This window comes from Flavobacterium algoriphilum, assembly GCF_048158655.1.
Classification (GTDB): Bacteria; Bacteroidota; Bacteroidia; order Flavobacteriales; family Flavobacteriaceae; genus Flavobacterium; species Flavobacterium algoriphilum.
Genome location: NZ_JBLNKY010000008.1, coordinates 103,634 through 129,834 on the forward strand (window position 1 = coordinate 103,634; position 26,201 = coordinate 129,834).

Consider the following 26,201-nt stretch of genomic DNA (forward strand, 5'->3'; position numbering starts at 1 on the left):
AATCCATTCAATATGATTTCAAAATATCGGGAGTTATTTAATGCTCAATTTACAGAGAAAAAATATCAAGATCTTAAAGATGATATAGCTTCCGATTTTAATTATATGCCTACTTTTCGATTGGGTGAAACCCCTTTTTTTATTTCGAATGAACTAAAATCACAATTGATTGAAGGCAGTAATGAAGTTATAGCTTTAATTCAAGATGAATCATTTAAATTACTTACAAATAAATCATTAGAACTAAACCATAAAGTTCCAAATGAAGATGGGCATACTACTTTTTTAGCGATTGATTTTGGAATTTGTGAAGAAGACGGAGTGATTATTCCTAAACTGATTGAAGTGCAAGGATTCCCATCTTTGTACAATTATCAAATTAATTTGTATGAAAAATTTAAGAATCAGTATTCTTTTCTTAACGAATTAACACCATTAATTAATAACATTGAATCACAAGAATATTTCAATATTCTCGAAGAAGCAATTTGTAATAATCATTCAAAAGAAAATGTTATTCTTCTTGAAATAGAACCGGAAAAACAAAACACAAAAATCGATTTTTATTATTGCCAAAGAGATATTGGAATTCCAATAGTTTGTGTTACTGAACTTGTAAAAAAAGGAAAACAACTTTTCTACAAAAATGAAAAAGGAGATGAAATTCTTGTAAAACGAATCTATAATCGGGTTATTTTTGATGAATTGGATTTACGAACCGATTTGAAATTAAATTTCCATTTCTCAGATGATCTGGATGTAGAATGGGCTGGACATCCCAATTGGTTTTTTCGAATCAGTAAATTTATTTTACCTTTCCTTAAAGGCAAATATTTTATAGAAACCACTTTATTAAGTGAACTCAAAGAAATTCCTAAGGATTTAGAGAATTATGTTTTAAAACCTTTATTTTCTTTTTCAGGCACAGGTGTAATTTTTCATGTAAAAAAAGAAGACATTGAAGCTGTAGTCGAAAAAGAACTTTATATTCTTCAAAAAAAGGTAAACTACCTTCCTATAGTTCAATCTCCTGATGGAAAAGTAAAAGCTGAAGTGCGTATGCTTTGTGTTTGGAAAAAAGAAGACATCGCTCCTACGCTACTTTGTAACTTAGTGCGATTGAGTCGTGGTGAAATGATCGGAGTAAAATTCAATAAAGATAAGGACTGGGTTGGTGGTACACTGGGATTATTTGAAAGATAAAACACTTTTATATTGACCGAATTTCAACATTAGCTACCTGTTTATTTGTAATAAATCATCTTTATGTTTTTTCTAATATTTAAATACTTTTTTACAATTGTTTTTTTTGAAGTAAATGTCATTTTAACGCATTGAAATTGATTTCAACAAAAAATCAATTATTTTTGTAGTCTAAAGAATGTTAAATTAGGCTCTTAATTGCTTTTTAAATAATTTTTAGCTTTGTCAGCTATTTTTAAAACCTAACTTTTTTCATATTTTACTTGATTTGAGTCCCTCTTTAATGAATTTTTTAAAGGGATTCCCTTAATAATTTACAAATTATTGAATTCTATCAATAATTTAACACTAAAAAAACGAATCTAACTTATTTTTATTTATTATTGTATTGTTATAATAAATGCATATTTAACAATCATCAATACTTTTAATAATTTAGTAAATGGATAGACGTAGAGCAATCAAAAACTTGGCGTTGGTGCTAGGAGGTGTAATCTCAGTAACAACAGTTGGAATTTTAATTAAAGATATTATAATTCCTGACAACGAAAATAGTAATGTATCGTTTTCTGCTACAGACGAAGAACTTTTAGCCGAATTTGCAGATATTATTATTCCAACTACAAAAGCTGCACCCGGAGCTAAAGCTGCTGGTTTAGGAGTTTTTATTCCTATGATGCTTAAAGAATGTTACCCAAAAGATTTACAACAAACGTTCTTTACTGGAATGAAAGAGATGGAAGAGAAATGTCAAAAAGAATACAATAAAAATTTCACAGCATTGTCTCCTGAAGAACGTACTAAAATAATGGAACAATTAAGAACTGAATCGCTTGTAGATATTAAAAAACCTTCCTTTTTTATTCTCGCTAGAGACTTAACAATTCTAGGATACTTTTCATCAGAAATTGGTTGTACACAATCACGTGAATATTTAGCAGTTCCTGGTAGATATGACGGAAATGCGGATTACAAACCCGGACAAAAAGCTTGGGCTACTTAAGAAATCAATTGGCGAATAAAATCCTTTTTTATAAAATGTTTAGGATTTTGTCGTATTGATTTTCAAAATATTATCTTCAAATTAACAAAATAGAACTCCCCTAGAATGAATATAAATTCAAATTTAAAAGAAGAAAATACTTATGACGCGATTGTTGTAGGTTCAGGAATAAGTGGTGGTTGGGCCGCAAAAGAGCTAACTGAAAAAGGATTAAGAGTTTTGATGCTGGAACGCGGAATGAACATCGAACATATTAAAGATTATGATTCGGCCATGAAAAATCCATGGGAATTTAAGCATGCCGGAAAAATGACCGAAGAGCAAAAAAGAACGCATCCTGTTCAAACAAGAGATTATCCTTATAATGAAGCAACTGAAAAATGGTGGGTAAATGATTTAGAGTGCCCATATACTGAAGACAAACGTTTTGACTGGTACAGAGGATTTCATGTGGGTGGAAAATCATTAATGTGGGGACGTCAAAGTTACCGTTTAAGTGATCATAATTTTGAAGATAATGCTAAAGATGGGCATGGTAACGACTGGCCTATTCGTTATAAAGATATTTCTCCTTGGTATGATTATGCTGAAAAATTTGCAGGAATAAGCGGGCAAGCAGAAAATTGGCCTCTTTTACCTGATGGTATATTTTTACCTCCAATGGATTTGAACTGTGTAGAGAAATCTGTCAAGGAAAGAATGGAGAAACATTATAAAGGCACCCGTATTCTTACTATTGGTCGTACAGCCAATTTGACTGTTCCTCATAATGGTCGTGGTAGTTGTCAATATAGAAATTTATGCAGTCGTGGTTGTCCTTTTGGAGCTTATTTCAGCACACAATCAGCGACCCTTCCTGCAGCTATGGCAACTAAAAGGCTAACGGTAAGACCCTACTCTATCGTAAATCATATCATTTATGATAAAGATACCAAAAAAGCCAAAGGGGTTATGGTGATTGATGCAGAAACAAATGAAACTATGGAGTTTTATGCTAAAATTGTTTTTGTAAATGGTTCCACTTTAGGCTCAACATTTATTTTATTAAATTCAACTTCTGAAGCACATCCAGAAGGATTGGGTAATGCTAGCGGTCAATTAGGACATAATTTGATGGATCATCATTTCCGTTGTGGCGCTTCGGGAAAAGCAGAAGGTTTTGAAGATAAATATACTTATGGTCGAAGAGCAAATGGAGTATATGTTCCAAGGTATCAAAATATTGGCAATGATAAAAGAGATTATTTAAGAGGATTTGGTTATCAAGGCGGTGCCAGTAGAAATCCTTGGCATGAAGAAGTTGCTGAATTAGCTTTCGGTGGAGATTTTAAAGATAAAATGAGTCTTCCAGCTGATACCTGGAATATGGGATTAGGTGGTTTTGGTGAAATGTTACCTTATTATGAAAATAAGGTTTATATCAACCATGATAAAAAAGACAAATGGGGCCAACCGGTATTAGCCATCGATTGCGAATACAAAGAAAATGAGAAAAAAATGCGTATTGACATGATGAATGATGCAGCGGAAATGCTTGAAGCATCAGGAATTAAAAATGTAGAAACGTATGATAACGAATGTTATCCAGGAATGGCCATTCACGAAATGGGAACTGCCAGAATGGGTAACGATCCTAAAACTTCTGTTTTGAACAAATGGAATCAAATGCATGAAGTCAATAATGTATTTGTTACAGATGGTTCTTGTATGCCATCAATTGCTTGCCAAAATCCATCATTGACTTTTATGGCATTAACGGCAAGAGCCTGCGATTATGCGGTTAAAGAATTAAAAAAAGGGAATATTTAGTATACAAAAAATGAATAGAAAATTAAGAATGGGTATGGTCGGTGGTGGCCAAGATGCATTTATAGGTGCCATTCACCGCTTGGCTGCCAATATGGATGGTCTTATAGAATTAAGTTGTGGAGCATTAAGTATAAAACCAGAAACAGCAATAGCATCCGGAAAAGCTTTATTTCTACCAGAGTCAAGAACATACTTGACTTATGAAGAAATGTTTAAAGCAGAAAAGGTATTGCCGGCTAGTGAACGAATGGATTTTGTGACTATAGTTACACCTAATTTTGCACATTTTGCACCAGCTATGATGGCTTTAGATTACGGTTTTAACGTTGTAATCGAAAAACCAATCACTTTTTCATTAGAAGAAGCCAAACTATTAGACCAAAAAATAAAAGAAACAGGATTAATCCTTTGTTTGACACATACCTATTCCGGTTACCCAATGGTGAAACAGGCAAAAGCTATGGTAAGAGAAGGAAAATTAGGAAACATAAGAAAAGTTTGGGTAGAATACCCTCAAGGATGGTTAAGTAAATTATCCGAAAGGGAAGGAAATGCACAAGCTGCTTGGAGAACGGATCCTACAAAGGCGGGGAAAAGTTCTGTAATGGGAGATATTGGAACGCATGCAGCTCATTTAGCAGAATATATTACAGGATCTAAGATTACAGATGTATGTGCAGAATTAAACACATTAGTTGAAGGACGTGTAATGGATGATGATGGAGCCGTAATGCTGAAATTTGACAATGGTTCCAAAGGAGTTTTAATGGCATCACAAGTTGCTGCTGGTGAAGAAAACGCTTTAAGAATAAGAGTTTATGGTGAAAAAGGGGGCATCGAATGGTTACAACACGATCCCAATACTCTGATCGTAAAGTGGCTGGATGAACCGACACAGATTTTAAGAGCAGGATCTAATTATGCACATCTATCCTCATTTGCAACTCATAATTGTCGTACTCCAGGAGGGCATCCCGAAGGCTATTTAGAAGCTTTTGCTAATATCTACCGCAATTTTGCATTAACACTTGGGTGTAAATTAGATGGATTAGAGCCCACTCCAGAAATGTTAGACTTCCCATCTGTTGAAGATGGATTAAGAGGAATGGCGTTTATTGATAACGTAGTTACTTCAGCACATTCAGATCAAAAATGGACTCCTTACGTTTTATAGTAAAAAGGTATTCATAAAAAAAATAAAAAAAATAAATGACAACAATACAAGGTCCTGCAGTATTTTTAGCTCAGTTTATTGGTGATGGAGCTCCTTTTAATTCCTTAGATGGAATTTGTAAATGGGCAGCTGATTTGGGTTTTAAAGGTATTCAAATGCCAACATTAGATACTCGATTCATCGATTTGCAAAAGGCAGCAGAAAGTAAAACCTATGCTGATGAATTAAAAGGTACCATCGCATCATACGGATTAGAAATCACAGAATTATCAACGCATTTACAAGGTCAATTGGTGGCAGTTCATCCTGCTTACGATGACTTTTTTGATGCTTTTGCACCAAAAAATGTGCATGGGAATTCAAAAGCAAGACAAGAATGGGCTGTTCAACAGTTAAAATATGCTGCAAAAGCATCACATAATTTAGGTTTAAAGGCTCATGCCACTTTCAGCGGTTCTTTACTATGGCAGTATTTTCATCCATGGCCTCAGCGACCAACAGGTTTAGTTGAAGATGGTTTTGCAGAGCTAGCCAAACGCTGGTTGCCTATACTAAATGAATTTGATGAAAATGGTGTTGATCTTTGTTATGAAATTCATCCCGGAGAAGATTTATTCGATGGGGAAACCTATGAAATGTTCTTAAAAGCTGTAAATAATCACTCTAGAGCTTGTATTTTATACGATCCCTCCCATTTTGTTTTACAACAGTTGGATTATATTCAATATATCGATTTTTATCATGAACGAATAAAAGCATTTCATGTTAAGGATGCTGAATTTAACCCAACAGGAAAACAAGGTACTTTTGGAGGCTATCAAAGTTGGGCAAATCGTGCAGGACGCTATCGATCACCTGGCGATGGGCAAATTGATTTTAAAACTATTTTCAGCAAATTAGCGCAATACGATTATAAAGGCTGGGCAGTTATGGAATGGGAATGCTGTATTAAAAATCAAGAGGATGGCGCTCGGGAAGGTGCTGAATTTATAAAGAAACATATTATAAAAGTAACGGATAAAGCTTTTGACGATTTTGCAGCGGTAGAAACAAATAAAGCATTTAACTTGAAAAATTTAGGATTATAAAAAATCCAAAACGCAGTCAACCTAGACAATAATTCGAGAATCAATTAATTTTCTGTATTTCATAATAAATAACAAACATCTTATAATGGATATTAAAAAAGAAGACGATAAAGAGAATAAAATCATAACGAATCGTCGTGATTTTATAAAAACTAGTACTATAGCCGCTGCGGCATTTATGATTGTTCCCAGACATGTTTTGGGCCGTGGCTTTGTTGCTCCAAGTGATCGTTTATTAATCGCCAGTATTGGTGTGGGAGGTAAAGGACAATCTGATATTGCTATGTTTGATAAAAGTGGAAAAGCGAATATTGCTTTTCTTTGTGATGTTGATGATCGAAGAGCCTCCAAAAGTGTTAATGCATTTCCTAAAGCCAAATATTATAAAGATTGGCGTGAAATGTTTGATAAAGAACACAAAAATTTTGATGCTGTTTCAGTAGCAACACCAGACCATAATCATGCGATACAAACCCTAGCTGCTATGCAATTAGGCAAGCATGTTTATGTTCAAAAACCATTAACGCATGATATTTATGAAGCTCGTATTTTAACCCAAGCTGCAAAAAAATATAAAGTAGTTACCCAAATGGGAAATCAAGGTGCCTCTAACGATGGAACCAGAATAATGAAAGAATGGTATGAAGCGGATTTAATTGGAGATGTTCATACTGTTTACGCTTGGACTGATCGCCCAGTTTGGCCACAGGGTATCCCCTGGTCTACAGCAAAAGCAGAAATACCAAAAGAATTAGATTGGGATTTATGGTTAGGAACTGCTCCTCAAAAAGATTATGTAGATAAATTAGTCCCTTTCAACTGGCGAGGCTGGTGGGATTATGGAACAGGCGCTTTGGGAGATATGGGTTGTCATCTTATTGAAGCTCCTTTTAGTGTGTTAAACTTAAAATATGCTAAAGATGTTCAATGTAGTGTTGGATCCGTATATGTTGATGAATTTAAAAGAGGTTATTTTCCACAAAGTTGTCCCCCTTCAAGCCATGTCACTTTAACTTTCCCAAAAACTAATAAAACAAAGGGCGATGTATCTTTACATTGGATGGACGGAGGGATTCAACCGGAGAGACCATTAGAATTAGAACCAAACGAAATTTTTGGAGACGGAGGAAATGGAACGTTATTTATAGGTACAAAAGGAAAAATGATGTGTGACACTTACGGGATGAATCCTCGATTACTTCCTTTGACAAAAAATCAAAATATAAATGTTGCCCAAAAATATGCCAGAGTAAACGACGGAGCAAATGGACATTATAAACAATGGGTTGAAGCTGCTATAGCTGGTCATGGCAAACAAGAATTAAGTTCTCCTTTTGAAATCGCAGGTCCTTTGACCGAGGCTTTATTAATGGCAAATTTGGCTATTAGAGGATATGACATTCAAAAAGAAACACTTGGGAAAATTAAATACCCAGGACGATCAGTTAAATTACTTTGGGATAATGACAATATGAAAATCACCAATTTTGATGACGTAAATCAATTTGTGAAACGTGACTACCGCCAGGGCTGGAAAAATTTATCTTTATAAAAATTAATACATAACACTTAAATCATGTTAAAAAATATTGTTTTCTTTTTATTTTTAATTGCGATGGTACAAAGTACAAATGCCCAAATTGGATTTAAACCATTATTTGATGGTAAAACTACAAAAGGCTGGCATACTTATGGAAAAAAAACTGTCGGTACAGCTTGGAAAATTGATGGAGGTATATTGCATTTAGATCCAACTGCAAAAGAAAAAAATCAAGGCGGTGACCTTGTAACAGATAAAGAATATGCTAATTTTCATTTAAAATTGGAATGGAAAGTGGCTCCGAAATCTAACAGTGGAATTATTTTTTACATTAATGAAAATCCTATAAAATACAAAAATACGTATGAAACAGGTATGGAAATGCAAGTTCTAGATAATGACGGACATCCTGACGGAAAAATAACAAAACACCGAGCTGGCAATTTATATGATTTAATAAAAAGTGATGTGGAGCCAGTAAAAGCTGTGGGTGAATGGAATACTGTTGAAATAATCAGTAATAAAGGAGCATTGACTTTTATTTTAAACGGAATAACTGTTGTAAAAACAACTCTTTGGGATGAAAATTGGAAAGCACTTGTTGCAGGAAGTAAATTCAAAGCCTGGAAAGATTTTGGAACATTCAAAAAAGGAAAAATAGCTTTACAGGATCATGATGATCCTATTTGGTACAGAAATATTGTAATTAAAGAATTATAATTCGGCAATTATATTAAAACATTTATATTAACTAACCTAAAACCAATGAATACCACAATCCGAATTAAATTATCTATAATGATGTTCCTAGAATTTTTTATCTGGGGATCATGGTTTGTAACATTAGGAACTTTTCTATCAAGCAATTTACATGCTTCAGGTTCAGAAACTGCTGCTGTTTTTTCAACTCAATCATGGGGTGCTATCATTGCTCCTTTTATTATAGGTTTGATTGCAGACCGCTATTTCAACGCCGAGAAAATTTTAGGTATTCTTCATCTAATTGGAGCATTTTTGATGTATCAAATGTATGTTTCAGATGATATAACTTTTTTTTATTCTTATGTTTTAGGATATATGATTTTGTATATGCCAACATTGGCGCTTGTAAATTCAGTTTCTTTTAATCAAATGAACGATCCAGAAAAAGAATTTGCAAATATTAGAGTTTGGGGAACTATAGGTTGGATTTTAGCAGGATTGTCGATAAGTTTCTTATTTCATTGGGATTCTGCAGAAGGTGTAACTCAGGGATTACTAAAAAACACATTTCTTTTGGCAGGAATCGCTGCTTTTATTTTAGGAATATTTAGTTTTTCATTACCTAAAACACCACCTAAAGTTGCTGCAACCGAAAAAATTAAAATTGGTGACATTATCGGTCTTGATGCTTTAAAACTTTTGAAAGATAAAAATTTCGCTGTCTTTTTTATCTCATCTATTCTTATTTGTATTCCATTAGCTTTTTATTATCAAAATGCACACCCTTTTTTGACAGAAGCAGGAGTTGAAAACCCAACAGGAAAAATGGCAATTGGCCAAATATCAGAAGCATTGTTCTTATTGTTAATTCCGGTATTTTTCGCTCGTTTTGGTTTTAAGAAAACTATTCTGGTTGGTATGTTAGCTTGGGCAATTCGGTATGTTTTGTTTGCTTATGGTAATGGAAGCGAATTGAGCTTTATGCTGATTATTGGTATTGCTTTACACGGTATTTGCTATGATTTCTTTTTTGTGTCGGGTCAAATATACACTAACTCAAAAGCTGGTGAAAAATATAAAAGTGCTGCTCAAGGCTTGATAACATTAGCTACTTATGGTATAGGAATGTTAGTAGGTTTTGGTGTTGCAGGTTGGATAACGGATAATTACAAAACTTTGGATGGTTCCATAGATTGGAAAATGGTTTGGATTATCCCAGCAGGAATTGCTCTTGCAGTATTCATACTTTTTGCTCTTTTATTTAATGATAAAACTAAATCAGAAAAGGAAATTGCTGCAGTTTAAGAAATAAAGATATGGACACAAATTTAAATAGAAGATCGGCTATAAAAGGCATTCTCGCTGGAACGGCAGCGTTGAGTATTCCTTCTGGATTTTCTGCTTTGGCTATGCCAAAAAATGAAACAGAAATACAATCAGGTATCTTAAAAGGAAAGATAAATCATTCTGTTGCTCGATGGTGTTTTAACGATTTTGACTTAGACACACTTTGCATCGAAGCAAAAAAAATAGGAATCACAGGAATTGATTTAGTTGGTCCTAAAGAATGGCCAACTTTAAAGAAATATGATCTTGTTTCTACTATGTGTAATGGAGCCGAGATTAATTTGGTTGATGGTTTCAACGATATTAAATTTCATGAAACGCTACTAAAAAATTATACCAAAATGATTCCTCTAGTAGCGAAAGCAGGATATAAAAATCTTATTTGCTTTAGTGGAAACAAAAGAGACAAGACAGATGAAGAAGGTTGGAATAATTGTGTAATTGGTCTACAAAAATTAATCCCATTGGCTGAAAAGCATAATGTAACGCTAGTAATGGAACTTTTAAATAGTAAAATTAACCATAAAGATTATCAATGTGATAAAACATCTTGGGGAGTGGAATTAGCTAAGCGTTTAAATTCCGAAAATTTTAAGCTCCTTTATGACATTTATCACATGCAAATCGATGAGGGTGATGTAATTAGGACTATACAAGAAAACCATCAGTATATTGCACATTTTCATACTGGCGGTGTTCCGGGACGAAATGAAATTGATGAGACACAAGAACTAAATTATATTGCTATAATGAAAGCTATTGCAGAAACTGGTTTTAAAGGATTTGTGGGACAAGAATTTATACCCAAAAATGCGGATAAGATTGGTTCTTTGAAAAAAGCTATCACTATTTGTGATATTTAACTAATAAAAAAAATTAAGTCATGATAAAAAGAAGAGATTTTTTAATAAATAGCGGTTTGGCATTGGGAGCATTAGCTATAGCACCTTCATTTGCATTTACTTCAAAAAAGAGACCTATTGGAATTCAATTATGGACTCTAAGAGACACTTTGCCTAAAGATGTCAAAGGTGTATTAGCTCAAGTTGGAAAAGTAGGATTTAATGAAGTAGAAACTTTTGGCTATTCCCCAAGTAATGGTTTTTTTGGTACTTCTGTAAAGGATTTTAAATCTATGCTGTGTGATAATGGCTTAAAGGCTACTAGTAATCATTTTGATTTCAATGGATATATAGAAAATGGTTCGACAGAATCTCTTAAGTCTTATGTAGAGACTGCTAATATTTTAGAAAGTGACTATGTTACTGTACCTTATATAGTACAAAACTTAAGAGGGAAAAGTAGTGATGATTATAAAAAATTAGCGTCAAAAATAAATCAGGCAGCTGAAATTTGTAAAGCTTCAGGTTTAAAATTAGCGTATCACAATCATGATTTTGAATTTGAAAAATTTGGATCGACCACAGGTTATGAGATTTTATTAAATAATACAGATAAAAACTTAGTTGATTTTGAATTGGATTTGTATTGGGTGGTTCGTTCCGGAAATAATCCATTGCAATTATTCAAGCAACATCCAGGACGTTTTAAAATGTGGCATGTGAAAGACATGGATAAAATAAATCCAGATTTTAATGCAGAAATTGGAACTGGTTCGATAGATTTTAAAGCTATTTTTGGTGAAGCCGAACTTTCTGGAATGAAACGTTTCTTTTTGGAACATGAATCTAATTACAAACCTAATCCAATAGAATCTGCAGCGTTAAGTTATAATTACATCAAAAATAACTTAATCTAATATTTTAAAGAAATATAGTTATATAAAAAAGGGATACTTAGTATCCCTTTTTTATTACCATTTAGTCACTCCTAATAATTTTTCGCCCAATTCATTCAATTTGGCTGTTTCATATTTAGTTTGTTCCCAATTACGAGGATCTCCAGGAAATGCATATCCTTCCGGTGCAATTCTATTTTTCCAAGAATTGATTCGCCATTGACGTAATTCTTCATTATCCTCTTCAGCTGGCATCATAGAAATGTATTGTGCCATTCTCACTTTATCTTTTGTTAAATTTGGACGTATGCCATGAGGTTGCGTACTATTAAAAATCAATAAATCACCCGCTTCCATTTTTACTTTTACAAATTTATCATCCAGTCCGGTAACATCGGGTTTAAAACGATTTCTATCTTCGGGTTGCGTTAATTTCCAAGTATCATAATTTCGATATAAATCAGGAATACATTGAAAACCTCCCATATTTTCATCAGTTTGATCCCCTAAAGCAAGAACTCCTTGTACGTTTTGTGGTTTTGTTTCCGGATCATAATCCCAATGTATGAATCCTTTGAAATCATAACCAGGTCTTATTGGCAAATTGAGATTGGCTCTATCTATTGTTACCCATAGTTTTTCTGTTCCCCAAATGTCAACAAATGCATCATACACTTTTTGCATTTGTCGGTTATCCCATTGGTATTGATGATTGTATACTTCAACCATGCCACTATTAGTAAGTTCTTTCATTTGCATTTCGGCTCTTGGCGGAGCGTACCAAGTTTCAGGATAATTTTGATTTTTTTCTTCAAATTCCCATAAAAAATCTGCCATCTTTTTAGCATTTTCTTTTGGCACAGCGTTTTTTATTACAATGTATCCATTCTCGATCCAAAATTTCCAATCTTCTTCTGTAAGCAAACGCAAAGGTTTTCCATTAGAGCGATCATTTAATTTAGACGTACTGGATTTTGCTGTTGATGGATTTCCCGGAATATCTTTGTGAGCATTATTTGGCGCCATTGTAGGAGTCATAGTTGGTGTCATTGATTTATTATTCTTTTCCATTGTTCTGATATTTAGTAATTAATAATTCAAAATTAGAAAAAGGGAAGGCTAAATACTTTCACAAAATTCACTGCTATTTGTACAATATTGATTTATTTAGTATCTTTAATTGTAGATATGTATATTTTTGAACAATTAAAGAGTTAATCATGGTATGAAAATAGTTTTTGAAGATATAAAAAGATTAGCTGGAAGTTCATTTAGAATCTTAGTTAATCCAAAACTGAATGATTTTTACTACTGGCATTTTCATCCCGAATTTGAATTGACTTTTATTGTTGCTTCAAAGGGAAAAAGACGTATAGGAAATCATGTGAGTGATTTTGAAGGAAGTGATTTGGTTTTTATAGGTTCCAATATTCCTCATTTAAATTTTGATTACGGAATTAAAACAGAATATGAAAAAGTAGTTTTACAGATAAAAGAAGATTTTTTCAAAAACGATTTTAGTACAACTCCTGAGTTAACTTCCATTTATCAATTATTTGAAAACTCAAAAAAGGCAGTTAGTTTTCATGGAGATATAAAGGATGAAATTGGAAAAAGACTTCAAAAGATTCACCTTTTATCTCATTTTGAACAATTTATAGAAGTGCTGTCTTTATTTCAAATTTTAGCAACATCGAATGAAATGACTCTTTTACATGATAAGCCATTTGAAAACCTATATAATAATAAAGAACAATTACGATTAAAAGTGATCTATAAATTTATAGAAAATAACTATCAAAGGGCCGTTTCTATTGAAGAAATTGCAAAGCTGACTCATTTATCAAAAGCTGCTTTTTGTCGCTATTTTAAGAAAATGACTCGCTTGACTTTTACTGAATTTCTGAATCAATATCGAATTGAACAAGCTAAAAGACTTTTGAAAAGTGATAAAAATGTAACTGAAACTTGTTACGAATGTGGTTTTGAAAGCCTGTCGTATTTTAATCGAATTTTCAAAAAAGTAGTGGGTGAAAATCCAATTCAGTTTAAGAAAAGATAAAAGGATGTGTTTCTAATTATATTTGAAAAGCACATCCTTTTATTTATTTTTATTCCGTTATATTAAAACCTGCTACATAAAAATTTTTGTCAATTTCTAGTTTTGGATTTTCATTTTTGGCTGAAAGGCTCTTCCATTCCGTTTCTGGTTTCAGCAATTCTTCTTTTCCATTTAGTGATACTTTTATTGGCATATTAAAATCTGGAACACAATTTGTCCAACGGTACCCTAGATGATTGTCTTTGAAAAAGTATTCTAATGTTGGAATTCTGGTATCTCTCAAATATTGGTTAAAGAATGTATTTAACTCTATTCCAACTTTTTGACTTAAGTAATCTTCTATTTGTTTGGTAGTAACGGTTTGATGATAAAAAGTACTGTTCAAACCTCTTAAAATAGTTCTCCATTTAGCATCATCATTAACAATTTGGCGTAAAGTGTGTAGCATATTAGCCCCCTTGTAGTACATATCACTGGAACCTTCATTGTTGACATCATATTTTCCAATTATTGGTTTGTCATTTTGAATGTTCTTTTTTAAGCCTCTGATGTAAGTATAAGCAGGTTCCTTACCGTAGTAATATTCAAGAAAAAGACTCTCGGAATAGTCTGTGAAACTTTCATGTATCCACATGTCAGCAATATCTTTGTAAGTGATATTATTAGCAAACCACTCGTGCCCTGATTCATGAATAATAATGTAATCAAATTTTAAACCCCAACCCGTCCCACTCAAATCTCTTCCTAAATATCCATTTTTAAAACCGTTGCCGTACGTTACACTGCTTTGATGTTCCATTCCTAAATAAGGAGCTTCTACTAATTTATAGCTGTCTTTATAAAATGGATAGGGTCCAAACCAATGCTCGAAAGCTTTTAACATTCGAGGCACATCTTGAAATTGTTTTTTTGCTTTAGAAAGGTTATCTCTCAAAACATAATAAGTACAATCTAGATCTCCTTTTTCTCCTTTGTATTTTTCTGAAAAGGTAACATAATCACCTATATTAATATTTACGCCATAATTATTGATGGGATTTGACACAAACCAATTGTAGGTTCTCGATCCATCATTCATCTCTTTTACACTTTGTAAACGACCATTAGAAACATCCATTAAACCTTTTGGAACATTTACACTGATTAACATGCTTTCTACTTCATCATACATATGGTCTTTGTTGGGCCACCAAACGCTGGCACCTAATCCTTGACAAGAAGAAGCTACAAAAGGATTCCCATTGCTGTCTTTTTTCCAAGTTATACCACCATCCCAAGGTGGATTTACGGCAACTTTAGGTTTTCCACCATAAAATACAGTAAGTTCTTTTGTTGAACCAATTTTTTGAGGATTTATCAATTCAATGAAAAAAGCATTTCCGTCTCTTTTGTATTTTAAAATAATACCATCTTGAATGACTTTATATATCATCATTGGATTCTGCAAATCAATTTGCATGATATTGTATTCTTTTAATACTAAATATTTTATGGTATTAGAACCTGTAATGGTACTGTCACCAGGATTTACTTTAACATCCAAGTGATAATATTTGACATCCCACCAAGCTCTTTCTTTTGTAATACTTCCTCGTAATGAATCTTGGCGGGTAAAAACGTGTCCTTTCTGTCCAAGAAGCCCTTGAGCATTAGTAGTATTAAAAATAAAAAATGAAAAATAAATGAGACTTAAATATCTTTTCATGAATTTAAAATAATATAAATTGTTTCTACAAATGGATGAATTAATGCAATTTTGAAACCGAATTTTGTTCTACTATTGCTGTGAAATCAGAGGCTAAGCGATTTCCATAATCTTCTAATAGTTCTAAAACCCTTTCCTGCTTATCTGATTTCACAATAAGTCCAGCATGATATTCCAAGGGAACTCTGAAACAAACTTCAGGATCTGAAAACGATGATAAATCTGGATGTTGGAATTTAGATAAAGTCAAAACAATTCCGGCATATCCCTTTTTTACTTTTGGCAATGTGTTTTTACTTTCTTTTACCAAGGCATCTTCAATTGCTGCCCACTCCTTCCATAAATTAATGTTGGAAGCTTCGGCAACCATTTCTGCCAGATGCGCTCCTCCTACTCTAGATGACGTTTCCAGAAAATAGATTTCCCCATCTTCCTTACATTTTATAAATTCAGTATGAGCTGCGCCATTTTTCAATCCGAAGCCTTTCAATACTTGTTCATTTATTTTTTTGATGGCTTTATCATCTTCAGAATCATAATGAATATTGGCAGAACGAAAAACACCTCCGCTATGTGAAATTTCCATTGGTGTGGCCAAATATTTTGAAGTCAAACTAAAGACTACTTTACTATCCGAAATTAAACTATCGCAATGATACACATCGCCAGGCTTAAATTGTTCTAATAAATATTTAAATCTATTATTCCCCAGTTCATTAATAAAAATCCATAAACTCTCCTTGTCATGTACTTTTATAATCCCGTTAGCCGAGGCTTCCGAACGCGGTTTCAAAACCCATGGAGCCGGAATCGTATCAGCAAAAGTATTGATGTCATGATCATTAAATAAGGAACAAAAAGTAGGAATCGAAATACCGCAACTCTTCGCTCTCATGCGCATGGCAAGTTTATCTCTAAAATAGCGACCTGTAGTTTGTCCCATTCCGTCAATACGAAGATTTTCCCTGAGATAAGTTGCTTTTTCTACATCATAATCATCCAAAGCTACAATGGCATCAATTTTAGTAGACTTCATGAAATTTCCAACACCCAATAATAAATGCTCTAAATTCCAATCGACATCTTTACCTTCCATATAGAAAATTTCATCAATATATTGATGAGGCCATGGTTTGTCTCTCAGTTTTTCACTGGTCACTAAATAGACTTTGTTGCCTAACTTTTTTAAATTAATTAAAAAATCAGCACCCTTAAAATAATTTGAAATACAAAGGAAGGTTTTAGAGTTTTCCATACGTTATAAATTTTCTATGAATTTAGTTAATAAATGAACTCCATACCCTGTTGCATGTTTACTTTTAGCAAATTCATCATCGCCAAATGATACTCCCGCAACGTCAAGATGTGCCCAAGCTTTATGCTCTTGGGTAAAATATTCTAAAAATTTAGCTGCACTTATTGCTCCGGCAACTGGTTTTCCACTATAATTTTTTACATCGGCAATATCGCTTTCAATATCAGATTTATAAACATCCCAAAGTGGTAAAGGCCACAAACGCTCTCCAATTGCATCTCCGTTTTCTTGTAATTTCTTTGAAATTTCCTCATTATTGGTAAACAAAGCACCACATTCATAACCAAAAGTACCAACGCTACTTCCTGTAAGTGTTGCGATATCAACAATATAATCCGGTTTGAAATTTTTAATTAAATAAGATAATCCATCGGCTAAAACGAGTCGCCCCTCAGCATCAGTATCAATTATTTCTATTGAATGTCCACTGTAACTGTGAATCACGTCACTAGGTAAAAAAGATTTACCGTCAACTGAGTTTTCTGCACAAGGAACAATAGCAGTTACTTTGACAGGCAATTGTAAATCGGCTATAAGTTGCATAGCTCCTAGTACTGCACCACCGCCAGCCATATCACATTTCATGTGGACCATTCCTGCCGTTTTTATATTTAATCCACCGGTATCAAAGGTTATTCCTTTTCCCACCAATCCCACGTGTTTTATGTGTTCCAATTCGGCTACAGGAGTATACTTCATAATGATAAATTGAGGCTCATTTTCACTTCCTTTCCCTACCGCTAAAAAGGCACCAAGACCTGCAATTTTTGAAGCTTCATATCCGAGGACTTCTACCTCAAATCCATATTTCTCCCCAGTATCTTTAGCCCAATTCGACAAGTATTTTGGAGTAATTGTATTCGGGGGTAAATCGACCAAATTATAAGTTGCTAATTGTGCTTTAGCAATTTTAATTCCTTTTTTGGCTGTAGCCAAATAATCTTTTTCAGAAACCAAATTCAATGTAAATTCAGGATTTAAAAAAGGATGTTCCTTTTTGTCTGTTTTAAAATGACCTAAATCGTAAGTTCCTAAAAGCAACCCAGAAATCATGGCTTCAACCTGATCCTGAGTAAATTGTTCGGGTATAACTAAAGCCATATTCAAACTAAAATTATCCTTTTGTTTTGATGAAACTCGTCTAAAAACAGTCTTTAAAGATTTATAATCGATCATTTTTCCCAAACCAATAAAAACATAGGTATTATCATTTTTTTCGGCTAAATAATGGGTGTCTTTTTTTCCAAAAAAAACTTTAGAAGTAATTTCCAATCCATTAAATGAAATGGGAACAATACTTTTTGAATACGTTTCAAAAGCTGGTACTAAAATTGTTCCTGAAAAATTATCTAAGTTGACTACTGTATTTGTTTTCATTTGTTCTTTTAATTTTTTTGCTTTTTGATTTAGGATACTTTAAATCAAGTACCTAAGTTTTTTTTGTATTAAAAAATAACCATTCTATAGCTTTTGGAAATTCATCACTCCAGTAGGTTTCACTATGTTTTCCTTGTCTATTGATACTTAAATTAATCTTTGATTTATCTTTTACAAATTCGCTTGAAATCAAATCCTTTTGAAACTTTTTTACGTGTTCGATCATGGTTTTACTTTCATCTCCACCAGCATACAAATAGATTTTTGTATCTGCTGAATTAGCTTTTTCAACATTGATTTTTAATTCAGGAACGACCCAAAGTGATGGCGAGAATATCATTAATTTACCATAAACTTCCGGGTTTCTCAATCCACTGAAAATACTAATTAATCCCCCCATAGAACTTCCTCCTATTCCCGTAAATTCCTGTTCTTTTTTGGTTCGAAAATTACTGTCCACATACGGTTTTAAAGTATCTGTTACAAAACGGATGTATTTTTTGCCTTGTCCTTTTCCTAATACTGTTTTACCTACATTGTACTCTTTTACACGATCTTCTTCGGCATGTTCTATAGCAATAATTATAATTTTCCCAATTTTATATTCTGACATAACGGCCAGTTTTTTATCAATTTCCCAATTACCAAATTCAGCTGATTCATTAAATAAATTTTGGGCATCCTGCAAATACATTACTGGATAACTCTCACTTGAATTATCATAATCATGAGGCAACAAAGCCCAAATTTTTCTGGTTTTGTTCAGCTGAGGGATTATAAATTCATCTGAAATCAACTGGACTTGTGGCAAAAAAGATTGCTTGAACGGCAACCAGTTTTTTCTCCATCTGGCTACATGTTCTTTTTTAATGCCAGTATGATTGCGTGTTGAACGGTTTTCAGTACGGTTTCCATGGCTATCAATTTCTACTTCACTCCAATCCCCTTTCGTAAATTTATACAAAAGCACTACAGGATAATCAAAATCATGTGAAAATTTGTACTGATATAAACCAGTACCAGTTTTCTCCATTATAAATTCTTTGTCCTGTGTTTGCCAATTATTAAAATTTCCAGAAATATAAACGGATCTTGCATCATCTTCATCAGTTGTAAGGATTATATGTAGCCCAGTATTTATTGGATTATTTAATTCTTCGGTAAATTGGGCATTGTCTGAATTCATCGCTTGCATTGTACTGCTTATTTTTTAAAAATAAATAGTAAATATAGTGGATTGCTATTTGAAATAAAAGAAAAAAGAAAACCCAATAGCAAATGAATTTCCTATTGGGTTTGTATTAGTAAAAATTATTTACTCTATTTTACTTTTGACGGCTCTTTAAAACTTCAACAACATCATTCAGTTTAAATCCTTTGGCTTGTAATAAGATAAGGTAATGAAAAAGCAAATCAGCACTTTCACTCAAAAACAAATCATCATTGTCATCCTTGGCTTCAATAACTACTTCAATCGCTTCCTCACCTACTTTTTGGGCAATTTTGTTAATTCCTAATTTAAACAATGAAGCAACATAACTTTTTTCAGAATCAGCATTTTCTCTTCTAAGTTGTATTGTATCTTCTAAATTCGAAATAAAGCTATAATCGGCTTTGTTTTCATCAGCCCAACACGTATCTGTTCCTTTATGACAGGTTGGTCCTTCTGGCTTTACTTGTATCAATAAAGTATCGTTATCACAGTCGTTTTTGATGTCAATCAGGTTGAGAAAATTGCCACTTTCCTCACCTTTTGTCCAAAGCCTTTGTTTAGTACGACTATAAAAAGTTATTTTTTTAGTGTCAACCGTTTTTTGATACGCTTCGGCATTCATGAAACCCAACATTAAAACCGTTTTAGTTTCACTATCTTGAATTATAGCAGGAATTAACCCGTCTGTGTTTTTTGAGAAATCTATATTCATTTTTTTAAGTATTAAGTCGTAAGAATTAAGTCATAAGTAGTAAGGTGTAATTATTAAGTAATTCAAACTTAATAATTACGACTCATTACTTAAATACGGACTTCGATATTGTTGTTTTTAAGGGCTGTTTTTAATGTTTTTATTTCGATTTCTTTAAAATGAAATACACTAGCTGCTAATGCAGCGTCTGCTTTTCCTTCTATAAAAGTATCTACAAAATGCTGTATATTTCCCGCACCACCAGAAGCAATAATAGGAATATTAACTAATTCCGAAAGTCTAGCCAAAGCTTCGTTTGCAAAACCGTTTTTAGTTCCGTCATTGTCCATGGAGGTAAACAGAATTTCGCCTGCGCCTCTTTGCGCTACTTCTTTGGCCCAATCAAATAAATTCAATTCTGTAGGCACTTTTCCGCCCACTAAATGAACAATCCATTGTCCATCAATTTGTTTAGCATCAATCGCAACAACAACACATTGACTTCCAAATTTTTGTGCCAAATCATTAATCAACTGCGGATTTTTGACAGCTGAGGAATTAATAGAAACTTTATCAGCACCATTTTGCAATAAAATTTCAACATCACTAACTGATGAAATTCCACCACCAACAGTAAATGGAATATTAATAGTTGAAGCCACTTTACGGACCAAATCAACTAAGGTTTTTCTTCTTTCTTCCGTTGCCGAAATATCTAGAAATACCAATTCATCCGCACCTTCATCTGAATATATTTTGGCTAATTCCACTGGATCTCCTGCGTCACGCAAGTCCACAAAATTAATACCTTTTACGGTTCTTCCGTTTTTTATATCGAGACAGGGAATAATTCTTTTTGTTAACATTATTTTTGTTGTTAAAATCTTTTTTATTCAAATACTGGGCGCAAAAACGTTCGTTCATAACTTAATATACATCTTGAATCTTCTGCAATTTTGAATGCTTCTATACACTCTTGATCTTCTAAAATTAGTCTTCTGTAATTTTCATATTCTGATAAGCTTTGAAACGAAAACATTGCAAATGCTATGTTATTTGCACCTTCAGACGGCAGAAAATAACCATGATGCTGTCCTCCAAAACGGTTAACTAATTTAATCCATCTTTTACCATACTCTTCAAAAACATCCAATTGAAAAGGATCAATAATATATTTTAAGTAACAAGTTATCATATTTTATACTTTAAGTTTAACTAGTTGTTAATTATATAGTGTTCCAGTTGTTTCAATGAAATTCGTCCTTCATAAATTGCCTTACCAATTATTGTTCCTTCACAGCCTAACTCGGCTAGTATTGGTAATTCTTCGAAAGTAGAAATTCCTCCCGAAGCAACCAATTTTATGCCGTTGGCTTGTCCCAACTTCTCGACTCCGCTCGAAGTGACATTGCATTCATCAAGTATTTTTTTATATAAATCAAAAGAAGGACCTTCAAGCATACCGTCTTTGGCAATATCGGTACAAATTACATACTGAATTCCTTTGCCTTGGTAATCTTGTATAAAAGGAATTAGATCTTCATCTGAATCTTCTAACCAACCCGAAACAGCCACTTTTTCATTGTTGGCATCTGCTCCCAAAATAATTTTATCAGAACCATACTTCGCAATCCATTTTTCGAATAGTGCTCTATTTTTTACGGCAATACTTCCTCCGGTAATTTGATTTGCGCCACTTTCAAAAGCAATTTTTAAATCGGAATCCGATTTTAATCCACCACCAAAATCAATTTTTAATTTAGTTTTCGAGGCAATTTGTTCCAATATTTTATAATTGACAATTTGGCTTGATTTTGCACCGTCCAAATCAACCAAATGCAAGTACTCAATTCCATGTGCTTCAAATGATTTGGCCACTTCAAGCGGGTTTTCATTATATATAATTTTAGTATTGTAATCGCCTTTTGACAAGCGAACACATTTTCCATCAATGATATCTATTGCGGGTATTATTCTCATTTTAATTAGTCTTAAAGTTTGAAAGTCGAATGTCTTAAAGACTCAACTTAAAGGTTTAAAAAATTCGCCAAAATTTGTTCTCCAATATCGCCACTTTTCTCCGGGTGAAATTGTGTTCCATAGAAATTATCCTTCTGCAAAGCCGCGGCGTATTCTACTTCATAATCCGTTGTAGCAATGGCTTCAGAACAATTGGGGGCATAAAAACTATGTACTAAATACATGTATTCATTTTCATTAATCCCATCAAATAAAGAGGATTTCAAATTGTAAATTTGGTTCCAGCCCATTTGTGGCACTTTCACTTTTGGTGTGAACTTAATCACATCAACATCAAAAATCCCCAAACCTTTAGTATTCCCTTCCTCCGATTTGTTGCACATCAATTGCATTCCCAAACAAATTCCCAAAACGGGCTGTTTTAAGGTAGGAATCAAAGTCTCTAAACCACTTTCTAAAAGCATTTTCATTGCTGAACTTGCTTCTCCAACACCTGGGAAAATAACTTTGTCTGCTGCTTTAATTTCTTCTGGATTATTACTCAAAACGGCTTTGAATCCCAATCTTTCGATGGCAAACATAATACTCTGAATATTTCCTGCGCCGTAATTTATGATTACTATTTTCATTCTTTTTAACCATTAAAGAAATTAAGTTTCATTAAGGATTTAATACTTAATAATTTATAATTTATAATTCATAATTTTTTAGAGCATTCCCTTCGTGCTTGGCAAAATCATTTTCTCCGTATCGCGTTTTACGGCTACTTTTATTGCTTTTGCAAAAGCTTTAAAAATGGCTTCAATCTTGTGATGTTCATTCGTTCCCTCTGCTTTGATGTTAATATTTGCTTTTGCACCATCCGAAAACGATTTGAAGAAATGATAAAACATCTCCGTAGGCATTTTTCCTACCATCTCCCGTTTGAATTCGGTTTCCCAAACAAGCCAGTTTCGACCTCCAAAATCAATAGCCACTTGCGCCAAACAATCATCCATTGGTAAACAAAAACCATAACGTTCAATACCTAATTTATTTCCTAACGCTTTCGCAAAAACTTCACCAAGCGCAATTGCTGTATCTTCAATTGTGTGGTGTTCATCAACTTCTAAATCTCCTTTTACAAGGATTTCTAAATCCATTTGTCCATGACGCGCAATTTGATCCAGCATGTGGTCAAAAAAAGCGATTCCCGTATCGATTTTGCTTTTTCCAGTTCCGTCCAGGTTTACGTTAATGTAAATATCCGTCTCGTTGGTTTTTCTTTCTATTGAAGCGGAACGTTCCTCTAGTTTCAAAAACTCGTAAATTGTTTTCCAATCTGTAGTTTGTAAAGCAATAAGGGAATCTAATTCCTCTCTTTTTGAAGCAATCTCATCACCTCCCAAAGCTTCATCCGTGTTGATAAAAATCGCTTTTGAACCTAGGTTTTTGGCTAATTCAACATCTGTTATTCTATCTCCTATTACGAATGAATTTGTTAAATCATACTCCGGATTATCAATGTATTTTGTCAATAAACCTAATGCAGGTTTGCGGGTTGGCGCATTTTCGTGCGGAAATGTTTTGTCAATTAATACTTCTTTGAAAACAACGCCTTCATTTTCAAACGCTTTCACAATTAAATTATGCACGGGCCAAAAGTTAATTTCCGGATGAGAATCAGTTCCCAAACCATCTTGATTGGTCACCATTACAAGTTCAAAATCTAGTTCCAAAGCAATTTTCCCAAGGTATTGAAAAGCTTTAGGATAAAATTCTAATTTTTCGAAACTGTCTAATTGATAATCATTTGGTTCCAAAACCATTGTTCCATCACGATCTATAAAAAGTATTTTTTTCATTATATAATTATTTAAACTAAGCGTTCAGGCTTTGTAATGCTGCTATTAATTTTTTATTTTCTATTTCGGTTCCAACTGTTAAACGCAAACAATTATCGCACAACGGTTGAGTTGTTCTGTTTCTAATTACGATTCCTTTTGCAATCAATTCGTCATATCTTTTATTGGCATCATCCACTTTTATCAAAATAAAATTGGCCTCAGTTGGATAGATTTTCTTAGCAAAATTCACATTAAGTAATACTTTAAGTAAGTCTTCTCTTTGTGCTATTATAGATTCAATTTCATATTTTATTTTATCTGAATTATCTAATCTGTCCAAAGCTCTTTTTTGAGAGAGTTCATTCACATTATAAGGTGGTTTTATTTTATTTAAAACCGAAATTACTTTCGCAGATGCATAACAAATTCCTAATCTAATTCCTGCTAAGCCATACGCTTTTGATAGTGTTTGAGTAATGACCAAATTTGGATATTCGTCTAATTCATTTATCCAACTTTCTTTTTTTGAAAAGTCAATATACGCTTCATCAATTACCACCAAACCATTAAAGTTTTTCAGTAAATAGGCCACGCTTTCATCCGAAAATGAATTCCCGGTTGGGTTATTTGGTGAACACAAAAAAATGATTTTAGTGGTTGAATCAACAGCTTCCATAATTTTCTCAATTTGTGGTTGAAAATCTTGCGAAAGTAATACTTCTTTATTTTCTACGGCATTAATATTAGCCAATACGCCATACATTCCGTATGTTGGTGGCAAAGTGATTACGTTATCAGTTTTTGGTTCACAAAAAGCTCTGAATAATAAATCCAAGACTTCATCACTTCCATTTCCCAATAAAATTTGATTGGTTTTGACATTTTTTTGTTTTGCCAAAATTCCTTTTACACTCATTTGTTGTGGATCAGGATATCTATTTACACCATTTTCAAATGGATTTTCATTAGCATCCAAAAAAATCATATCCGCAGTATCAAAATCTTCAAATTCATCGCGTGCCGAAGAATAGGGTTTTAATTGCTTTACGTTTTCTCGAACTAAATTATTTATATTGAAATTATTTTCCATCTTCAATCGCTTTTAATCGTAATGTAACTGCATTTTTGTGTGCTTGTAATCCTTCAGCTTCAGCCATTATTTCGATGGCTTTACCGATGTTTTGTATTCCTTTTTGGGATATTTTTTGAAAAGTCATTGCTTTAGTGAAACTATCCAGATTCACTCCGCTATAATTCTTAGCATATCCATTTGTAGGCAAGGTGTGATTCGTTCCTGAAGCATAATCTCCTGCGCTTTCAGGGGTGTAATTACCTATAAATACAGAACCGGCGTTCTGAACACCATTACTGTAAAAATCATCATATTCAGAGCAAATGATAAAATGTTCAGGACCATATTCATTAATCAATTCTAATGCAATAGTATCGTTTTCAATAAAAATCAATTTAGAATTGGCAATGGCTTTTTCAGCGATGGATTTTCTTGGAAGCAACTCCATTTGAATTTGGATTTCGTTTTCAACAGCATCAATTAATTTTTTTGATGTTGAAACCAAAATAACCTGACTATCTGCTCCGTGTTCTGCTTGGGATAATAAATCAGAGGCTACAAAAGCAGGAACAGCGGTTTCATCAGCGACAATCAACAATTCTGATGGTCCGGCCGGCATATCGATTGCCACTCCAAATTGTGTAGCTAATTGTTTAGCAACAGTCACATATTGATTTCCGGGACCAAAAATTTTATACACTTTTGGAATCGTTTCTGTTCCAAAAGTCATCCCTGCGATAGCTTGGATTCCTCCTACTTTCAAAATTTTGGTTACACCACATAAATTCGCAGCATATAAAATAGCTGGATTTATATTTCCGTTTTTATCGGGAGGCGAACACAAAACAATTTCGTTGCAACCGGCAATTTTTGCAGGAACAGCAAGCATTAAAACTGTAGAAAATAATGGAGCAGTTCCTCCTGGAATGTATAGCCCAATTTTTTGGATTGGTCTTTTTTCCTGCCAGCAATTAACTCCTTCAATAGTTTCTACTTCAACTCTATTTGTTTTTTGAGCAGAATGGAATTTCTTTATATTTGTCTTTGCTAATTGAATGGCCTCTTTTAATTCGGAAGGAACCGACGCGATAGCCTCGTCAATTTCAGCTTTAGAAACCTCTAGGTTTTCAATTGATGCACCGTCAAAAAGCGACGTATATTTTGCAACAGCAACATCACCTTTTTTTTGCACTTCCTTGAAAATTTCTTTTACTGTTGCTTCAATATCATTAACAGTTTTTGTAGGTCTCTCTAAAATGGAAGACCACGTTTCTGGTTTTGGATTGTATATTTTATTCATTGTATTGTTTTTAACAGCAAAGTTCACAAAGGTTTTTGCAAAGTTCGCAATGAATT

24 protein-coding genes are annotated in these 26,201 nt (G+C 33.2%); 11 read left to right on the forward strand and 13 right to left on the reverse strand.

Going from position 1 to position 26,201, the window contains the following annotated elements; translation table 11 throughout:
• Positions 1 to 12 precede the first annotated feature (12 nt).
• The 10 genes from ACM55G_RS13565 (at position 13) to ACM55G_RS13610 (ending at position 11,625) form a co-directional block, all read left to right on the forward strand.
• Positions 13 to 1,203 (forward strand): hypothetical protein, encoded by a 1,191-nt coding sequence (locus tag ACM55G_RS13565; RefSeq protein WP_416844473.1) that lies wholly within the window; start codon positions 13 to 15, stop codon positions 1,201 to 1,203.
• A gap of 442 nt (positions 1,204 to 1,645) precedes the next feature.
• Complete coding sequence (locus ACM55G_RS13570; RefSeq protein ID WP_416844474.1) at positions 1,646 to 2,206, forward strand: gluconate 2-dehydrogenase subunit 3 family protein; 561 nt, start codon at positions 1,646 to 1,648, stop codon at positions 2,204 to 2,206.
• 105 nt (positions 2,207 to 2,311) lie between these two features.
• On the forward strand, positions 2,312 to 4,015 hold the full coding sequence (locus ACM55G_RS13575) for a GMC oxidoreductase (protein WP_416844475.1): 1,704 nt from the start codon (positions 2,312 to 2,314) through the stop codon (positions 4,013 to 4,015).
• Positions 4,016 to 4,025: 10 nt separating this feature from the next.
• Entirely contained in the window at positions 4,026 to 5,189 is a 1,164-nt protein-coding gene (locus ACM55G_RS13580; protein ID WP_416844476.1) for a Gfo/Idh/MocA family protein, read from the forward strand.
• A gap of 35 nt (positions 5,190 to 5,224) precedes the next feature.
• Positions 5,225 to 6,277: a sugar phosphate isomerase/epimerase family protein gene (locus ACM55G_RS13585; protein ID WP_416844477.1), complete on the forward strand. Its 1,053-nt coding sequence runs from the start codon at positions 5,225 to 5,227 to the stop codon at positions 6,275 to 6,277.
• Positions 6,278 to 6,362: 85 nt separating this feature from the next.
• The gene (locus tag ACM55G_RS13590) at positions 6,363 to 7,829 is read left to right on the forward strand and encodes a Gfo/Idh/MocA family protein (protein ID WP_416844478.1); all 1,467 of its coding nucleotides are present in this window, start codon (positions 6,363 to 6,365) and stop codon (positions 7,827 to 7,829) included.
• Positions 7,830 to 7,853: 24 nt separating this feature from the next.
• The gene (locus ACM55G_RS13595) at positions 7,854 to 8,537 is read left to right on the forward strand and encodes a 3-keto-disaccharide hydrolase (RefSeq protein WP_416844479.1); all 684 of its coding nucleotides are present in this window, start codon (positions 7,854 to 7,856) and stop codon (positions 8,535 to 8,537) included.
• Between the two features lie 45 nt (positions 8,538 to 8,582).
• Complete coding sequence (locus tag ACM55G_RS13600; protein WP_416844480.1) at positions 8,583 to 9,824, forward strand: nucleoside permease; 1,242 nt, start codon at positions 8,583 to 8,585, stop codon at positions 9,822 to 9,824.
• Between the two features lie 11 nt (positions 9,825 to 9,835).
• Positions 9,836 to 10,729 carry a hydroxypyruvate isomerase family protein gene (locus ACM55G_RS13605; RefSeq protein ID WP_416844481.1) on the forward strand — a complete coding sequence of 298 codons (894 nt, stop codon included), beginning with the start codon at positions 9,836 to 9,838 and terminating at the stop codon, positions 10,727 to 10,729.
• A gap of 20 nt (positions 10,730 to 10,749) precedes the next feature.
• The gene (locus ACM55G_RS13610; protein WP_416844482.1) at positions 10,750 to 11,625 is read left to right on the forward strand and encodes a sugar phosphate isomerase/epimerase family protein; all 876 of its coding nucleotides are present in this window, start codon (positions 10,750 to 10,752) and stop codon (positions 11,623 to 11,625) included.
• 54 nt (positions 11,626 to 11,679) lie between these two features.
• Here the strand turns inward: ACM55G_RS13610 and ACM55G_RS13615 are convergent, their stop codons facing one another.
• A complete protein-coding gene (locus tag ACM55G_RS13615) occupies positions 11,680 to 12,675 on the reverse strand; it encodes a phytanoyl-CoA dioxygenase family protein (RefSeq protein ID WP_416844483.1) in 996 nt (331 codons plus the stop codon).
• A gap of 154 nt (positions 12,676 to 12,829) precedes the next feature.
• Between ACM55G_RS13615 and ACM55G_RS13620 the strand changes: the two genes are divergently transcribed.
• On the forward strand, positions 12,830 to 13,666 hold the full coding sequence (locus ACM55G_RS13620) for an AraC family transcriptional regulator (protein WP_416844484.1): 837 nt from the start codon (positions 12,830 to 12,832) through the stop codon (positions 13,664 to 13,666).
• Between the two features lie 49 nt (positions 13,667 to 13,715).
• Here the strand turns inward: ACM55G_RS13620 and ACM55G_RS13625 are convergent, their stop codons facing one another.
• The 12 genes from ACM55G_RS13625 to hisD form a co-directional block, all read right to left on the reverse strand.
• Positions 13,716 to 15,371, reverse strand: coding sequence for a M1 family metallopeptidase (locus ACM55G_RS13625; protein ID WP_416844485.1), 1,656 nt, complete (start codon positions 15,369 to 15,371; stop codon positions 13,716 to 13,718).
• Positions 15,372 to 15,411: 40 nt separating this feature from the next.
• Positions 15,412 to 16,626, reverse strand: coding sequence for an ATP-grasp domain-containing protein (locus tag ACM55G_RS13630; RefSeq protein WP_416844486.1), 1,215 nt, complete (start codon positions 16,624 to 16,626; stop codon positions 15,412 to 15,414).
• Between the two features lie 3 nt (positions 16,627 to 16,629).
• The gene (locus ACM55G_RS13635; protein WP_416844487.1) at positions 16,630 to 18,063 is read right to left on the reverse strand and encodes a leucyl aminopeptidase family protein; all 1,434 of its coding nucleotides are present in this window, start codon (positions 18,061 to 18,063) and stop codon (positions 16,630 to 16,632) included.
• 52 nt (positions 18,064 to 18,115) lie between these two features.
• Complete coding sequence (locus ACM55G_RS13640) at positions 18,116 to 19,249, reverse strand: alpha/beta hydrolase (RefSeq protein ID WP_416844488.1); 1,134 nt, start codon at positions 19,247 to 19,249, stop codon at positions 18,116 to 18,118.
• A gap of 139 nt (positions 19,250 to 19,388) precedes the next feature.
• Positions 19,389 to 19,988, reverse strand: coding sequence for a bifunctional phosphoribosyl-AMP cyclohydrolase/phosphoribosyl-ATP diphosphatase HisIE (gene hisIE, locus ACM55G_RS13645; RefSeq protein WP_416844489.1), 600 nt, complete (start codon positions 19,986 to 19,988; stop codon positions 19,389 to 19,391).
• An 89-nt stretch (positions 19,989 to 20,077) separates the two neighbouring features.
• Positions 20,078 to 20,833: an imidazole glycerol phosphate synthase subunit HisF gene (gene hisF, locus ACM55G_RS13650; protein ID WP_416844490.1), complete on the reverse strand. Its 756-nt coding sequence runs from the start codon at positions 20,831 to 20,833 to the stop codon at positions 20,078 to 20,080.
• Positions 20,834 to 20,856: 23 nt separating this feature from the next.
• On the reverse strand, positions 20,857 to 21,162 hold the full coding sequence (locus ACM55G_RS13655) for an NIPSNAP family protein (RefSeq protein ID WP_379858768.1): 306 nt from the start codon (positions 21,160 to 21,162) through the stop codon (positions 20,857 to 20,859).
• A gap of 20 nt (positions 21,163 to 21,182) precedes the next feature.
• Positions 21,183 to 21,947: a 1-(5-phosphoribosyl)-5-[(5-phosphoribosylamino)methylideneamino]imidazole-4-carboxamide isomerase gene (gene hisA / locus ACM55G_RS13660; RefSeq protein ID WP_416844491.1), complete on the reverse strand. Its 765-nt coding sequence runs from the start codon at positions 21,945 to 21,947 to the stop codon at positions 21,183 to 21,185.
• Positions 21,948 to 21,994: 47 nt separating this feature from the next.
• Positions 21,995 to 22,576, reverse strand: coding sequence for an imidazole glycerol phosphate synthase subunit HisH (gene hisH / locus ACM55G_RS13665; protein ID WP_416844492.1), 582 nt, complete (start codon positions 22,574 to 22,576; stop codon positions 21,995 to 21,997).
• A 78-nt stretch (positions 22,577 to 22,654) separates the two neighbouring features.
• Positions 22,655 to 23,791 (reverse strand): bifunctional histidinol-phosphatase/imidazoleglycerol-phosphate dehydratase HisB, encoded by a 1,137-nt coding sequence (gene hisB / locus ACM55G_RS13670; RefSeq protein WP_416844493.1) that lies wholly within the window; start codon positions 23,789 to 23,791, stop codon positions 22,655 to 22,657.
• 16 nt (positions 23,792 to 23,807) lie between these two features.
• Complete coding sequence (hisC, locus tag ACM55G_RS13675; RefSeq protein WP_416844494.1) at positions 23,808 to 24,863, reverse strand: histidinol-phosphate transaminase; 1,056 nt, start codon at positions 24,861 to 24,863, stop codon at positions 23,808 to 23,810.
• A complete protein-coding gene (hisD, locus tag ACM55G_RS13680; protein ID WP_416844495.1) occupies positions 24,853 to 26,145 on the reverse strand; it encodes a histidinol dehydrogenase in 1,293 nt (430 codons plus the stop codon). Before hisD ends, hisC begins: the two co-directional genes overlap by 11 nt.
• Between the last annotated feature and the right edge of the window lie 56 nt (positions 26,146 to 26,201).